Genomic DNA, 13,632 nt, shown 5'->3' with positions numbered 1-13,632 from the left:
GGTGGTCCATGACTCTTTCCGAAGGGCTGAAGGCTTTTTATCCCCGCTCGATGCCGGTAAAACATACCGAGCGTCTGCGCAGCGCCATTGGCGGCGGCATCGGCATTGCCTTCACCGCGCTGATCAGCCTGCTGATCGCCCGATACCTGCACCTGACGCCCTGGCTGGTGGCGCCGCTCGGTGCCAGCGCGGTGCTGGTCTTTGCCGTGCCGTCCAGTCCGCTGGCCCAGCCGTGGTCGGTGGTGGGCGGCAATACGGTTTCTGCCATAGCGGGCCTTCTGGCCTGCAACCTGATCCCCGATCCGGTCATTGCCGCCAGCGTGGCCGTGGGCCTGGCCATCGGCGCCATGTTCACCCTGCGCTGCATCCATCCGCCCGGCGGGGCCATGGCCCTGCTGGTGGTGCTGACCCATACCCAGGCGCCGATGTTCGCTCTGTTCCCCGCCTTTACCAATTCGGTTCTGCTGGTCGTCATGGGCCTGATATACAACTTCCTGACGGGCAAGAGCTATCCGCACGTCGCCATTCCCGCCACCTCGCCGCGGTCGGGCTTGCTGCGCATCCGCGAGGAAGACCTGGCGGCGGCGCTGGCGGAGCATAACGAAGTCCTCGACATCGCGCCGGACGACCTGGCCCGCCTGCTGGAAATCAGCGAATTGCGCGCCTGGCGACGCATGGCCGGCCGGCAGACCTGCGCCGATATCATGACCGCGCCGGTCATTAGCGTCCACTTCGGCACGCATTTGAAGGACGCCTGGCGGCTGATGGAAAGCCACGACATCAAGGCCCTGCCGGTGGTTGATCGCCGGCGTCGCATTCACGGCCTGCTGACGCGTGACGATGTCCTGCATCAGGCGGCGCTGCTCGACGCGGAAAATCCGGAAAACGGCCTGCAGCGCCTGATCACGCGCTCTGGCCAGTTGCATTCGGAAATTCCGGAGGTTGCCGGCCAGATCATGCGCGAGGACTATGTCAGCACCGGTATAGACACTCTGCTCGACAAGATGATGCCGCTGTTCCGTCAGGGCGACAAACGCCATGTGCTGGTGATTGATGGCGAGCGCCGGCTGGCGGGGATCATCAGCAGTTCAGACATGATGCGCGCTCTGTTCCACACGGAGAACTAGCCGTTTTTAGGTGTTTCGCCGCGTAAAGTCCGTTCCTGTCTGACGAAGCCCTGCGACAAGCTGTGATAGAGCGGGCGCGGGCAGACCAGCTTGGAGACGCCATAGGCCAGAAGGCTGGTGGCCATCAGCGGGATGACCATATCGTGGTCATTGGTCATTTCGAGCACGATCACGAACGAGGTCAGCGGCGACTGCACGACGCCGGAAAAATAACCGACCATGCCGAGCAGGGCCATGGTGGCCACCGGTACCATCGGCACCAGCATCTGCATGTCGGCGCCCAGGCCCGCCCCTGCCGCCAGTGACGGGGCGAAAATGCCGCCCGGAATGCCGCTGACGCACGACAGAAGCGTGCCCAGCACCTTGAGCGGGCCGTAGCCGTGGGCGATATGGCCGCTGCCGGTCAGAAGGGCCTTGGCCTCGGTATAGCCGGTGCCGAAAATCATGCCGCCGGTCGAGACGCCGATGACCGCCACCAGCAGGCCGCACAGGGCGGCGAACATCACCGGCCGCTTGGCCAGCGCGCCATTGAATACACTGCCGAGGCGGCGTGTGCCGAAGACCAGCGCCCGGCTGAAGCCACCGCCGATAAGGCCGCCGCCGATGCCGCAGACGAGCACTGCCACGGCATCCTGCCAGCCCATGATGTGCGTGGTGTTGCGGCCGAAATAGGTATAGTCGCCCAAGAGGCCCAGCGAGGCGATGCCGGCCAGCATGACGGTGAAGATCACCGTGCCGGAGGTGCGCTGTTCGAAGCTCTTGCCCAGTTCTTCGATGGCGAAAACAATCCCGGCCAGGGGGGTGTTGAAGGCCGCGGCCACGCCCGCCGCGCCACCGGCCAGCAGAAGGGCGGATTCATTGCCAATGCGACCGACCTTGCCCGCCAGCCGCATGACAGAAGCGCCGATCTGCACGGTCGGGCCTTCGCGGCCGATCGAGGCGCCGCACAAAAGGCCGAAGAACAGCAGAAGCGTCTTGCCGATAATGATGCGGATCGATACCAGGCGATCGAGCGCATCGGGGTGATGGCGGACGATTTCGGTGGCGGCGATCACCTGCGGAATGCCGGACCCTTGCGTGCCGGTAAACCAGCGCCGGGTGGCCCAGGCTGAAGCCGCGAAGCCCAGCGGCGTCAGGATCAGCGGGATCCACCAGTAAAACCCGCGCACCAGCCGGAAGATATCCTGCGCCCGGTCGCAGATGACGGCCACGAACACCGCCACGACACCCACCAGCAGGCCACCACTCCAGAAGACGATCTGCGAGCGCCAGTGGCGCAAGCTCATCCAGCGGGAGATAATGGGGCGCAGGCGGCGCAAGTCCTTGGCCATTTGAGGCTTTCGATCGTGTTAAAGGGCGGTTTTGAACCTATCGCCCTTTTTGCACGGCGGGATCAACCCCTGAATGCCTCACTTCCCGTTGCGGAATGTTAGCCTCGATTATCAGGCGACGTCGACGACCGTGTCGCCCCCGGCCTCGTGATCGTCTCCGGCCGTCTCAGTTTTATGAGTTTCGACCAGTTCCAGTTTCGGTCCGGCGTCAGACCGACCGGCCTGGTTCTGTCCCGGCAGGTGAATCTTGAAACTGGCGCCTTCATTGGGCTCCGATTCCAGCGTGATCCAGCCGTCGTGCAGTTCGACCAGCGCCTTGACGAGGGCGAGGCCGAGGCCGGGTCCGCCGCGTTCGCGGCCGATATAGCGGTCGAAGATATGGGCCTGGACATGGTAGGGGATGCCGCGGCCGGTATAGGCCACTTCCAGCACCAGGTTATCGCCGTCTTTCAGCGCGTTCAGCGTGACGGCGCCGCCATTACTGGCATTGCGGATGGCGTTGCCCAGCAGATGTTCGAGGCACTGCGCCAGCCGCTTGGCGTCGACGCGGATCAGGCCGGATTCGATGACACCGCTGTAGTCAAAGCCTACGCCGCGCGCCTTGAAGGCATCGGAAAGGCGCAGGCCCACCTCGGCCACGATATCGAGCAGGCGGACATCCTCGCGGTGGATCGACATTTCGCCGGCGTCTATCTGGGCCATGTCGAGCACATCGTCGATCGAGCGCGCCAGTTCCTGCGCCGCCGACTGGATGGAGTCGAGATAGGCTTTCTGCTTGGGATTCTCGTTCGTTTGTGCCTGCAGCAGGTCGGCATAACCGACAATGGTGGTCAGTGGCGTGCGCAGTTCGTAGGACACGTTGGCGACAAAATCGCGTTTCAGACGTACCGATTCATTCAGCGCCTCATCCCGCGCCTCGATGGCGGTTTCCAGTTGCCGCGTGGCGGTGATGTCGGAAAAGGCGACCAGGGTGGCGCCATCGGGCAGGGGCTGGGTACGCCACTGCGCCAGGCGGCCGTCGGAGACCTTGACCTCGCCCAGTTGCGGGGCGCGGGCCAGCGGATCGGTATCAGTGACGCGGGCCTTGAGTTCGCTCCAGAAGCTGCGATCATGCACCAGGGGCAGGCACAGCTCGGCCACCTGGCTGAAATCCATTACCGCCGCCATGTCATCGGGTTCGATATTCCAGAAGCGGTCGAATGCCTGGTTGCGCAGGCGCAGGCGGCCATCGCTGCCATAGACGGATACGGCGTCATTAAGCTGGTCGAGCGTCGATTTCTGCACCTGGATCAGGCTGTTGAACTGGGCCGTCAGCTTCAGTTCGCCGGTCTTGTCGGAAAACAAAATCAGCAGGCCGCCAAGCGGATGCGGCTGGCGCACGACGCGCAGGGACCGGCCATCGGGCAGGCTCCACATCTCGTCATCGGCCGTATGGGTCAGGCCGTAAAATTCCAGTTCGCGCGTCTTGAAGCCGCTGTAATCGCCGGTTTCCGGCAGGCGGCGCTTCTGGCGCAGGCGATCGAGCCATTCGCCGTGCGTCGGGCGTTCGGCCAGCCAGGCCGGCTCCAGATCCCACAGCTTCTCAAAGGCGCGGTTATGGAAGGTGAGCTGTTTTTCCGGGCCGAAAATGGCCACGGCGTCTTCAAGGGCGTCGAGGGTTTCGTCATGGGCTTTCGCGTGACGTTTCAGGGCCTCGCGGCTCTCCTCGGCCTCGGTGACGTCAATGGCATAGGCGCAGACATAGGCTTCGTTGAGCGGTTCGGCGATGACCTGGAAGGCGCGTCTTTGTCCGCCGACCGTCAGCCAGCGGAAGCCTTCGCGGCGGATATGCTGCTCCAGCGCCTCCATGACGAGGGCATCGGCATTGCGATCGAATGACAGGCCCTTCTGCACCGCGTCTTCCAGGCTTGTGGCTTCGGCGGCTTTCAGCCAGGCGGCATTGGCCCAGACAATGCGGCCGTCACGGGCGCAGATCCAGCAGGGCGCCGGCACGCGTTCGGCCATCTGAGCGAACGGACCGGAAGCCAGAGAGGCGCGGGCGCCGGCGATTGCCAGGCGCAGCCAGGCGGTAGCGCCCGAAGCCCTGCCTTCGACAATCAGGGTCAGGCCGGGACTGGTATTGCTGAGCTTGTTCGGTGGCGTTTCGGCGAAGACCTCGAAGCGACAGGCCGTACCTTCATTGATCAGTTGTTTCAGGCTTTCGGCGGCTTCGGGCGAGGTGTCGCCTAGCGCCTGCAAAACCTGCGGGGCAATGGCGCCCTCAATATCTTTCAGACCAAGCGCTTCGCCACAATGGCGCAGGGTGTCCTCGCCCCAGACCAGACGGACCACGTCGCCTTCGACGGCCAGGAAGGCTTCATCGAAGGCTGAGGTCGCCGAATCGAGTTCGCGCAACATGCTGTCCTTGGCGGTCAGGTCGGCGGCGAGCAGATCACGGGTCTTGGTGAACAGGGTACGGTTGCGCAGGGCCAGCCAGGTGGTGGACAGGGCCAGGGCCAATCCGCCCGCGGCGGCGGTATAGGCGATAGAGGCAATAGCCATCAGGGCATCCATACGAATCACTGTTACCCGCACTATAGAGCAAGATGATTCGCCTGTAAAAAGCAGGGCTGGATGCGGTTAGCGCAGGGTTTTGGACACCAAATAGGAATAGACGCAGGCAATTAGAGCCGCACCCAATGTGCTCGTCAGCAGGACATTTATTTGCCAGGATTGCGGCAACAGGCACGCCGCCAGGATAGTTGCCAGGCCCGCCAGCATGAACAGGGGCCCGGCCAGGCGATGCGTCCTGTCCCAGACCCGCTCATCCGAAAGTGTCCAGGGCGTACGTACACCCATGAAATAGTTGAAACGCGTCTTGGGCAGCAGATTGCCGATGATCAGGAACAGAAAACCCGTACCGAGCGACAGGATGGAAATGATATCCATCTGAACACCCAGGGCTTTCAGAACAACGACGATATGGACGACGGTCAGGAAGGCAATGATGGCAAGTTGTGCAGCGTCAAAAGCGGATTGGGACCGTTTCAGCGACGCCGCTTTTGGCGAGAGCGCCGGCAATACCCAGAGAAGCAGGCCGAAACCCAGCATCAGGGCCGGGCCGAACGCCAGGGCCACATCGCGCGGCATGTAACCGTTCGGTTGACCGTCCACGCTGAAGTGTGTGGCAATCGGGGCGTCCGGCAACTGGTATCGCGCCCACAGACAGAAGAGCACCACGCCAAGCCACAGGCCCAGGCTCAAAATCTGTTCACTTCTTAGCCGCATGTGCCGCTCCCTTCATATCAGCCTGATCCGCCGGCGCGCCGATTTTGAAAGCGCTCATCAGGGCGAAAATGGCCTCTTCAAGCACCGAGGTATTCAGCCGGTAGATCAGGGTGGTGCCGTGGCGCGTCACATCGACCAGTTCCGCCGCTTTCAGTACATTGAGGTGGCCGGACAGGGTCGGCTTGGAGACGTGGACCTGGTCGGCGATCTGGCCGGCCGACATTTCCGATTTGCGCAGCATTTCAAGTATATGGCGGCGGGTTGGGTCGGCGAGGGCCTTATAGACTTCAGACATGCGCCCTCCAGTTTTGTTATTTTGTGAAATAGCAAAATAAATAAAATCCGTCAATGCGTACACGAAAAATTTGCCACAAAGTCGTATTAGGGTCTATCGTGCCTTCGGATCAAATCGTGAACATATAATGTCGCTTATCGCCTATCCCATCGCCGCCGATGCCCACGAGGCCCTCAACCGCATCCGGGCGGGGGAGGGCTTGCGCGCCGTGCGTGAAAAGGAAGCGGAACTGGCAGCCAGGGCGCGTGTCGCTTTCGTTACGGAAGCCACGGGGCCGGTTTACGAGCGCCGCGACGAGGCGCTGGATGCCTATGCCGGCCTGGTCGAAGACGACCGCAAGGGGCGGATATTCACGCCGGCGGATACGGACCGTTTCTGCCGTCTGACCTGCCGTATTCTCAATACGAAGCGCGGCAAACCGCAGCCCCTGCAGCCGGTCTTTGCCGAAGGCCAGCGCTGGCCGGCAAAGCGCGAGCCCGCGGCATCGGTTTGGCAGTTATCCCTGAGCTACTGGAAGATCATGACGGTGGCGCAGGCCAAGGCCGCCGGCATCCCGCCGATCGGCCAGGCGCGGCACCTGCGCAAGAAGGCGACCGGCCGCGACCTGACTCCGGAAGAGATCGCGGCCCTGTCGCAGGGGCCGCTGACGGCGGCGCGACCGCAAAAGGCCCTCGATTTCGGCCTGTTCGATTTTCCCCTGCCGGAAAACCCGGCCATTATTATCGCCGACGAATAACTATCAGCGCTGCAATTTGCGCAACTGACCGGAGGTGAATTCCATCGTCCAGTCATCGGGCAGCACCTTGAGCAGGGCGGCCGCGGCCTTGTTGGGCGCGCCGGGCACGCAGGCGGCGCGATTGGCCTCGGCGGCGACATAGCCCTCGCGCGCCACCTCGTCGGCGCCCATCCACGCCCATTCCGGAATCGCCTTGCTCAGCTTGGATGCACCCACGGCGTCATGGAATTCCGTATAGGTAAAGCCGGGGCAGAGCGCGCTGACATGGACGCCATGATCGCGCATCTCTAAATGCAGACTTTGCGAGAAGCGCGTCAGGAAGGTCTTGACCGGGCCGTAGAGCGGATCGCCGGGTGAGGCCGGCAGGAATCCGGCGAGCGAGGCGACATTGATAATGCGACCGAATTTCTGTTCGATCATGCCCGGCAGAAAGCGGTGCGTCAGTTCCATCGGCGCCAGCATCATCACGCGCAGAAAAGCCTGATGCTGTTCCAGGGAGGTGGCGATAAAGCCGCCCGACTGGCCGTAACCGGCATTATTGACCAGGCCATCGACCGCGCGGCCAAGCGCCAGCAGGCTTTTCTGCAAGGCTTCCGGCGTGGCCGGATCGGCGAGATCGGCGGGCAGGGCGTGAGCCTCGACGCCGAAGCGCAGGCGAATTTCCTCCACCAGCTTTTCCAGGCGGTCGGCTCGCCGCGCCGTGACCGCCACGTCCCAGCCGTGCGCCGCATAGGTGCGGGCAAAGGCTAAGCCGATACCGGAAGAGGCGCCCGTGATCAGGACAAGACGGCGTGACAAGTCATTCTCTCATTTATGCCGGCACTTCGACCGGCAATTCGGCCGTGTGTTTCAGCAGGTCGGCCACGGTAAAGGTGGCAAGGCTTTGTGCCGCGGCAATATTGGCGGCGGTCATGGCCTCGTTAACGGCCTTGGGGATGGCCTGGCTGACCGGGCAGCCCTCGGCGCCCAGCGGCGCGGAGCCCAGGTGCGCGCTGCCATTGACCGCCTTCAGCACCTCATCGAGCCTGATCTGTTCCGGCTTTTTCAACAGCCAGGCCCCGCCGGAAACGCCGGAACAGGTGGCCAGCAGGCCGGCCTTCGCCAGTTGCGTGGTCATGCGGCGGATAACGACCGGATTGGTGGGGATGGAAGCGGCGAGCACAGACGAAGATACCGCCTGTTCACGGGAATAGGCGTTACGGTGGGCCAGATAGGCCAGCGTGTGGGCGGCCACGGGAAATCTTTGACTATCAGACATTTGCCTAGCATTTATACGCTGATTTCCGCTGTCTTGATAGGGGGATTAACGCCCGTGCCCCCGATAGATGCGAGAATCGAGATTGAATGTGGTAATAAATAGGCGTAAGAGCGCGCAGTTCAAGCGAGGGCCTCCCAAAGTGACCTTGTGTCAGCTTGCCATACCGGCGCCCTCAGGAGCGTATGCATGATCGGGGATACCCCTCCTGAACCCCAGGCGTCTGCCACGGGGCCTGATACAGGTGCGGCCACGGCTGCCGATACCGCCAAAACCAGCGCACAATCAGACTCCGTTCCGGAGGGCAGCGGTGAGGCCGAGGCCGTATCCAGCCATGGGCATGGCAGCGAAGGCTTCTGGGCGCTGGCGGTAGGCTCGATCGGCGTTGTCTTCGGCGATATCGGCACAAGCCCGCTCTATGCCATGCGCGAGGCCCTGTTCCATACCCGCGAAGGCACCAATGCCGAACTGGCGGTCAAGGGCGTGATTTCGCTCGTCTTCTGGGCCCTGGTCATGGTGGTGACGGTCAAGTACGTCCTGTTCCTGATGAAGGCAGACAACAAGGGCGAAGGCGGCACCCTGGCCCTGATGGCCCTGACGCAAAAGGCGCTCGGCAAATATTCGCCGACCGTGTTCTTCCTCGGCATCTGCGGCGCGGCGCTTTTCTATGGCGATGGCATCATTACCCCGGCCGTTTCGGTGCTGGGCGCAGTCGAGGGCCTGAAGGACGCGCCGGGCCTTGGCGGGCAGGTGCATCACCTGATCGTGCCCATATCGGCGGTTATTCTCATCGCCCTGTTCATGGTCCAATCCAAGGGCACGGCCAAGGTGGCCGGCCTGTTTGGCCCGATCACCGTGGTGTGGTTCCTGTGCCTCGGCGGCCTCGGCCTTTATCATATTTTCGATCAGCCAGGCATTCTGGTGGCGCTTATGCCGCAATACGGCATCGAATTCCTGTTCGCTAACGGCTTTGTCGGCTTCGTGATCCTGGGCTCGGTCTTCCTGGCCGTCACCGGCGCCGAAGCCCTCTATGCCGATATGGGCCATTTCGGCAAGAAGCCGATCCAGAGTTCGTGGCTGTTCTTCGTCCTGCCCTGCCTGACGCTCAACTATCTCGGCCAGGGGGCGCTGACCCTCGCCGATCCGTCGGCGCGGGAAAATCCTTTCTGGCGTATGGTGCCGGAAGTCGCCTACTGGCCGGTTTTTATTCTCGCCACCATGGCCACGGTCATCGCCTCGCAGGCCGTCATCACCGGTGCCTTCTCGATCACCCAGCAGGGCGTCCAACTCGGCCTCCTGCCGCGCATCGATATCAAGCGCACCAGCGAGACGCAGGCCGGACAGATCTTCGTGCCGCAGATCAATACCATGCTGATGGTGGGCGTGCTTGTCCTGTTGTTCGCCTTCCGCTCCACCGATCGCCTGACCTCGATGTACGGCATCGCCGTGACGGGCGCCATGATGGTCGATACGCTTCTGGCCTATGTCTTTCTGCGCCATGTCTGGAAATGGAAGCGCTGGCAGGCCTGGGCGCTGATCGCCCCGGTTGGTCTGCTCGATATCGTATTCTTTGGCTCGAACCTGCTGAAAATCCCACAGGGCGCCTGGCTGCCCCTGCTGTTGGCCAGCTTGCTGGTCCTGATCATGCTGACCTGGGCCACTGGCACCCGTACCCTGACCGAGAAATCGCGCCGCGACAGCGTGGCCCTGCTCGATCTGGTCGATATGCTGAAAAAACGCCCGCCGCACCGCGTGGCCGGCACAGCCATCTTCCTGACTTCCGATTCCGACCTGGCGCCGGTGGCGCTGATGCACAATCTCAAGCACAACAAGATTTTGCATGAAAAGAACATCATCCTGACGGTCAGGACGATCGGCGTGCCACGCGTGCCGGAAGACAAGCGCGTCACCATCGAGATCATCAATGACGATTTCAAAAAGGTGACTCTCAACTACGGCTTCATGGAAAGCCCGAACCTGCCGCGCGCGCTGGGCCTTTGCCGTAAGCTGGGCCTGAAGTTCGATATCATGGCCACCAGCTTCTTTGTCGGCAAGCGCTCGGTGGTGCCCTCGGCCAATTCCGGAATGCCGCTGTGGCAGGACAAGCTGTTCATCTTCCTGATGAAAAACGCCACCAACCCAACCGAGTTCTTCCATATCCCGCCAGGCCGCGTGGTCGAACTGGGCACGCAGGTGACAGTGTAGCAAGGGCGTTACGCCCTTGACCCGCAAATATATACAAAATCTATACACCATCCGGTGTCGCAAATAGGCTATCTACCCGCGCTTGTTTCCGCGTGCAGAGGCCGACAGGCGAATGACGAGCGATACTCACGACCAGACCAAAGCCGGTCATGGTCACAGGCGGCTGTGGGGCCTCACCGTTGGCGCCATCGGGGTTGTCTTCGGCGATATCGGCACCAGTCCGCTTTACGCCATGCGAGAGGCCCTGCATCATGCCCGCGCCGGCACCGATCCGCACCTGGCGACCTTCGGCGTGATTTCACTCGTCTTCTGGGCACTCGTCCTGCTGGTGACGATCAAATATGTCATCTTCCTGATGCGTGCCGACAATGCCGGCGAGGGCGGCACGCTGGCCCTGATGGCCCTGGCCCAAAAAGCGCTGGGCCGTTATTCAGCAACGGTTTTCTTTCTCGGTGTCTGCGGCGCGGCCCTTTTTTACGGTGACAGCATCATCACGCCGGCCCTGTCAGTCCTGAGTGCGGTCGAAGGGGTAAAGGATGCGCCGGGCATTGGTCACACGCTCGATCAGTACATCCTGCCGATTGCCCTGGTGATCCTGCTCAGCCTGTTCCTTGTTCAGTCGCGTGGCACCGAGAAGGTGGCGCGCCTGTTCGGCCCGGTCATGCTGTTGTGGTTCGTCGTTATCGCCGGCATGGGCGTCTATTACATCGCGCAGAAGCCCGCCATACTGGCCGCGCTCAGCCCGCACTACGGGGTGTCGTTCCTGCTGGCCAATGGCATCACCGGTTTCATGATCCTGGGGTCCGTCTTCCTGGTGGTGACCGGGGCCGAGGCGCTTTATGCCGATATGGGCCATTTCGGGCGCCGGCCCATCAGCACAGCCTGGCTGTGGATCGTCTTCCCGGCCCTGATCCTCAACTATCTCGGTCAGGGCGCCCTGACCCTTATCGACCCCACGGCCCAGGCCAATCCCTTCTGGCGCATGGTGCCGGATGCCTTCTACTGGCCGGTGCTCCTGCTGGCGGGCCTGGCCACCATCATCGCGTCGCAGGCGGTCATCACCGGCGCCTTTTCCATGACCCAGCAGGCGGTGCAACTGGGCCTTCTGCCGCGCATGGATATCCAGCGCACCTCGGAAACCCAGGCCGGGCAAATCTATGTGCCGCAAATCAACAGCCTGCTGATGGTGGGGGTCATTTTCCTGGTTGTCATGTTCCGCAGTTCGGACGCCCTGACCTCGGCCTATGGCATTGCCGTGACCGGCACCATGTTTATCAGCACCATCATGGCCTATATCGTTATTCGGCGCATCTGGCAGTGGTCGCGGCCGCGCACCCTGATGCTGCTGGTGCCGCTCGGCCTGATCGAAGCCATCTTTATGGCTTCCAACCTGACAAAGCTGTTTTCCGGCGCCTGGATGCCGCTGGCCTTCGGCGGACTGCTGATCCTCGTGATGACCACCTGGATCAGAGGGGCGCACATCCTGACCGCCAAGGCGAAACGCGACAGCCTGCCTATGGCCGACCTGGTGGAAATACTGGAAAAGCGGCCGCCGCACAGGGTGGCCGGCACGGCCATCTTCCTGACCTCGGATGCCAGCCTGGCGCCGGTGGCGCTGATGCACAATCTCAAGCACAACAAGATGCTGCATGAGAAGAACATCATCCTGACGGTCAATACCGCCAATATCCCGCGCGTGGCGACCGATCAGCGCGTGGACGTGGTGCAGCTTAATGCGGATTTCACCATCGTGACCCTGAGTTTCGGCTTCATGGAGACGCCCAATATTCCGCAGGCGCTGGGCCTTTGCCGCAGGCATGGGGTCAAGTTCGATATCATGGCCACCAGCTTCTTTATCGGCAAGCGCTCGGTGGTGCCCTCGGCTAATTCGGATATGCCGGTATGGCAGGATAAGCTGTTCATCTTCCTGATGAAAAACGCCGCCAACCCGACCAGCTTTTTTCATATCCCGCCGGGCCGCGTGGTCGAACTGGGCACGCAGGTGACAGTGTAAAGGGCCACAGGTGTCGGCGGACCCGTAAGTTTCACATATTCGGTCTTGCATCCGGGGGGCTTGAGCCTTAAAGCGCGCGTGAAGTTTAACGCAAGGTCACGCTCCTATGTCCGCACCCGCTGAAAAGCCCGTCAAGAAAGTCGTCCTCGCCTATTCCGGCGGCCTCGATACCTCGATCATCCTGAAGTGGCTGCAAACCGAATATGGCGCGGAAGTGGTCACCTTTACTGCCGATCTCGGCCAGGGCGGCGAAATCGAGCCGGCCCGCGCCAAGGCGCTGGCCGCAGGTGTGAAACCGGAAAACATCTTCATCGAGGACGTCCGCGAAGAGTTCGTGAAGGATTATGTCTTCCCGATGTTCCGCGCCAATACGGTCTATGAAGGCCAGTATCTGCTCGGCACCTCGATCGCCCGCCCGCTGATCGCCAAGAAGCAGATCGAGATCGCGCGCAAGACCGGCGCCGATGCCGTCTCTCACGGCGCCACCGGCAAGGGCAACGACCAGGTGCGTTTCGAACTGGGCTATTATGGCCTGGAGCCGGACATCCGCGTCATCGCCCCGTGGCGCGAGTGGGATTTCAAGAGCCGCGAAGCCCTGCTTGATTTCGCTGAAAAGCACCAGATCCAGATCGCCAAGGACAAGCGCGGCGATGCGCCCTTCTCGGTCGATGCCAACCTGCTGCACTCGTCTTCCGAAGGCAAGGTGCTGGAAGATCCGGCCGTTGAGGCGCCGGAATTTGTCTATCAGCGTACCATTTCGCCGGAAGCCGCCCCCGACAAACCGACCGTCTTCACCATGGATTTCGAGCGTGGTGATCCGGTGGCGATCAACGGCGTCGCCCTGTCGCCGGCGGCCCTGCTGACCAAGCTGAATGAACTGGGCCACGACAATGGCGTTGGCCGTCTCGATCTCGTCGAAAACCGCTTCGTCGGCATGAAGTCGCGCGGTGTATACGAAACCCCCGGCGGCACCATCCTTTTGGCGGCGCACCGCGGCATTGAGTCGATCACGCTGGATCGTGGCGCCATGCACCTGAAGGACGAGCTGATGCCGAAATATGCGTCTCTGGTCTATAATGGCTTCTGGTTCTCGCCGGAGCGCGAGATGCTTCAGGCCGCCATCGATTACAGCCAGGCGAAGGTCACCGGCCGCGTCACGATCAAGCTCTACAAGGGCAATGTGACCATCACTGGCCGTGAAAGCCCCTATTCGCTGTATGATCAGGATCTGGTCACGTTCGAAGAGGGTAAGGTCGCTTACGATCACCGTGATGCAGCCGGCTTCATCAAGCTCAACGCCCTGCGTCTGCGGGTGGCGGCCAAGCGCGATCAACGCGGAAAGTAATGGGGCGTGGGGTCCGCGACCCCACATCTTCTCTTGTTCCAATAAAAAAGCTCCGCT

At 62.0% G+C, this 13,632-nt stretch carries 11 protein-coding genes; 5 read left to right on the top strand and 6 right to left on the bottom strand.

Annotated features, from left to right (window positions below; all coding sequences use genetic code 11):
- Positions 1-8: 8 nt before the first annotated feature.
- A complete protein-coding gene (locus ACTHND_RS15240; protein ID WP_440178812.1) occupies positions 9-1,127 on the top strand; it encodes an HPP family protein in 1,119 nt (372 codons plus the stop codon).
- Here ACTHND_RS15240 and ACTHND_RS15235 read toward each other — a convergent pair.
- From ACTHND_RS15235 to ACTHND_RS15220, 4 genes are all read right to left on the bottom strand, one after another.
- Positions 1,124-2,458 carry a chloride channel protein gene (locus tag ACTHND_RS15235; RefSeq protein WP_440178811.1) on the bottom strand — a complete coding sequence of 445 codons (1,335 nt, stop codon included), beginning with the start codon at positions 2,456-2,458 and terminating at the stop codon, positions 1,124-1,126. The genes ACTHND_RS15240 and ACTHND_RS15235 overlap by 4 nt on opposite strands.
- Before the next feature lie 111 nt (positions 2,459-2,569).
- Positions 2,570-4,999 carry an ATP-binding protein gene (locus ACTHND_RS15230; protein ID WP_440178810.1) on the bottom strand — a complete coding sequence of 810 codons (2,430 nt, stop codon included), beginning with the start codon at positions 4,997-4,999 and terminating at the stop codon, positions 2,570-2,572.
- Between the two features lie 78 nt (positions 5,000-5,077).
- Complete coding sequence (locus ACTHND_RS15225) at positions 5,078-5,725, bottom strand: SdpI family protein (protein WP_440178809.1); 648 nt, start codon at positions 5,723-5,725, stop codon at positions 5,078-5,080.
- Positions 5,709-6,020 (bottom strand): autorepressor SdpR family transcription factor, encoded by a 312-nt coding sequence (locus ACTHND_RS15220; protein ID WP_440178808.1) that lies wholly within the window; start codon positions 6,018-6,020, stop codon positions 5,709-5,711. Before ACTHND_RS15220 ends, ACTHND_RS15225 begins: the two co-directional genes overlap by 17 nt.
- A gap of 127 nt (positions 6,021-6,147) precedes the next feature.
- Between ACTHND_RS15220 and ACTHND_RS15215 the strand changes: the two genes are divergently transcribed.
- Positions 6,148-6,756, top strand: coding sequence for a hypothetical protein (locus ACTHND_RS15215; RefSeq protein WP_440178807.1), 609 nt, complete (start codon positions 6,148-6,150; stop codon positions 6,754-6,756).
- A gap of 3 nt (positions 6,757-6,759) precedes the next feature.
- Here ACTHND_RS15215 and ACTHND_RS15210 read toward each other — a convergent pair whose 3' ends face one another.
- Positions 6,760-7,554: an SDR family NAD(P)-dependent oxidoreductase gene (locus ACTHND_RS15210; RefSeq protein WP_440178806.1), complete on the bottom strand. Its 795-nt coding sequence runs from the start codon at positions 7,552-7,554 to the stop codon at positions 6,760-6,762.
- Between the two features lie 13 nt (positions 7,555-7,567).
- Positions 7,568-8,014 (bottom strand): Rrf2 family transcriptional regulator, encoded by a 447-nt coding sequence (locus ACTHND_RS15205; RefSeq protein WP_440178805.1) that lies wholly within the window; start codon positions 8,012-8,014, stop codon positions 7,568-7,570.
- 186 nt (positions 8,015-8,200) lie between these two features.
- Here ACTHND_RS15205 and ACTHND_RS15200 point away from each other — a divergent pair, with 186 nt between their 5' ends.
- The 3 genes from ACTHND_RS15200 (at position 8,201) to ACTHND_RS15190 (ending at position 13,575) form a co-directional block, all read left to right on the top strand.
- On the top strand, positions 8,201-10,216 hold the full coding sequence (locus tag ACTHND_RS15200) for a potassium transporter Kup (RefSeq protein WP_440178804.1): 2,016 nt from the start codon (positions 8,201-8,203) through the stop codon (positions 10,214-10,216).
- A gap of 112 nt (positions 10,217-10,328) precedes the next feature.
- Complete coding sequence (locus ACTHND_RS15195) at positions 10,329-12,230, top strand: potassium transporter Kup (RefSeq protein WP_440178803.1); 1,902 nt, start codon at positions 10,329-10,331, stop codon at positions 12,228-12,230.
- Positions 12,231-12,336: 106 nt separating this feature from the next.
- On the top strand, positions 12,337-13,575 hold the full coding sequence (locus ACTHND_RS15190; protein ID WP_440178802.1) for an argininosuccinate synthase: 1,239 nt from the start codon (positions 12,337-12,339) through the stop codon (positions 13,573-13,575).
- Positions 13,576-13,632: the final 57 nt, after the last annotated feature.

It is taken from the genome of Asticcacaulis sp., from assembly GCF_051954415.1.
Taxonomy (GTDB): Bacteria; Pseudomonadota; Alphaproteobacteria; order Caulobacterales; family Caulobacteraceae; genus Asticcacaulis.
The sequence above is the reverse complement of the archived record's forward strand: the minus strand, read 5'-3'. Positions and strand labels throughout refer to the sequence as shown.

Excerpts from the sequence above, each read along its gene's own strand:
- ACTHND_RS15240 (WP_440178812.1), top strand. The coding sequence starts at position 9 with ATGACTCTTTCCGAAGGGCTGAAGGCTTTTTATCCCCGCTCGATGCCG.
- ACTHND_RS15235 (WP_440178811.1), bottom strand. The coding sequence starts at position 2,458 with ATGGCCAAGGACTTGCGCCGCCTGCGCCCCATTATCTCCCGCTGGATG.
- ACTHND_RS15230 (WP_440178810.1), bottom strand. The coding sequence starts at position 4,999 with ATGGCTATTGCCTCTATCGCCTATACCGCCGCCGCGGGCGGATTGGCC.
- ACTHND_RS15225 (WP_440178809.1), bottom strand. The coding sequence starts at position 5,725 with ATGCGGCTAAGAAGTGAACAGATTTTGAGCCTGGGCCTGTGGCTTGGC.
- ACTHND_RS15220 (WP_440178808.1), bottom strand. The coding sequence starts at position 6,020 with ATGTCTGAAGTCTATAAGGCCCTCGCCGACCCAACCCGCCGCCATATA.
- ACTHND_RS15215 (WP_440178807.1), top strand. The coding sequence starts at position 6,148 with ATGTCGCTTATCGCCTATCCCATCGCCGCCGATGCCCACGAGGCCCTC.
- ACTHND_RS15205 (WP_440178805.1), bottom strand. The coding sequence starts at position 8,014 with ATGTCTGATAGTCAAAGATTTCCCGTGGCCGCCCACACGCTGGCCTAT.
- ACTHND_RS15200 (WP_440178804.1), top strand. The coding sequence starts at position 8,201 with ATGATCGGGGATACCCCTCCTGAACCCCAGGCGTCTGCCACGGGGCCT.
- ACTHND_RS15195 (WP_440178803.1), top strand. The coding sequence starts at position 10,329 with ATGACGAGCGATACTCACGACCAGACCAAAGCCGGTCATGGTCACAGG.
- ACTHND_RS15190 (WP_440178802.1), top strand. The coding sequence starts at position 12,337 with ATGTCCGCACCCGCTGAAAAGCCCGTCAAGAAAGTCGTCCTCGCCTAT.